Annotated in this window: 1 protein-coding gene; it reads right to left on the bottom strand. The window is 34.2% G+C overall.

The genetic code is table 11. The annotated features are described in order from the left end of the window. The coding region (locus SB659_RS20340) for a hypothetical protein (protein ID WP_410551741.1) at positions 1-243 on the bottom strand (243 nt) is incomplete at both ends.

The raw sequence follows: 243 nt of genomic DNA, 5'->3' as shown, positions 1-243 counted from the left end.
AACATTAAGTCCCGAAATATCGCTTTTCATTGGAGTAGTATTTATTAGACCACTCACATTTGGGAGCCCATCGGAAATCAAAATATTCCAAAAGTGAATAGCTTTTTTTAAATCAAAGCTACTGAGAGTACCTTCAAGTGGTCTCTTCGGATTGTTTCTATTTTTATTAAACCACCAAAAATCAATAGTAAGAATGAACAACTCTGGAGGATTGTTTTCTACAACCGCTGTCGAAAATTTAAC

This window comes from Arthrobacter sp. SIMBA_036 (genome assembly GCF_046535135.1).
In the GTDB taxonomy this organism is placed as follows: domain Bacteria; phylum Actinomycetota; class Actinomycetes; order Actinomycetales; family Micrococcaceae; genus Arthrobacter.
This window is presented reverse-complemented; position numbering and strand designations above follow the sequence as displayed.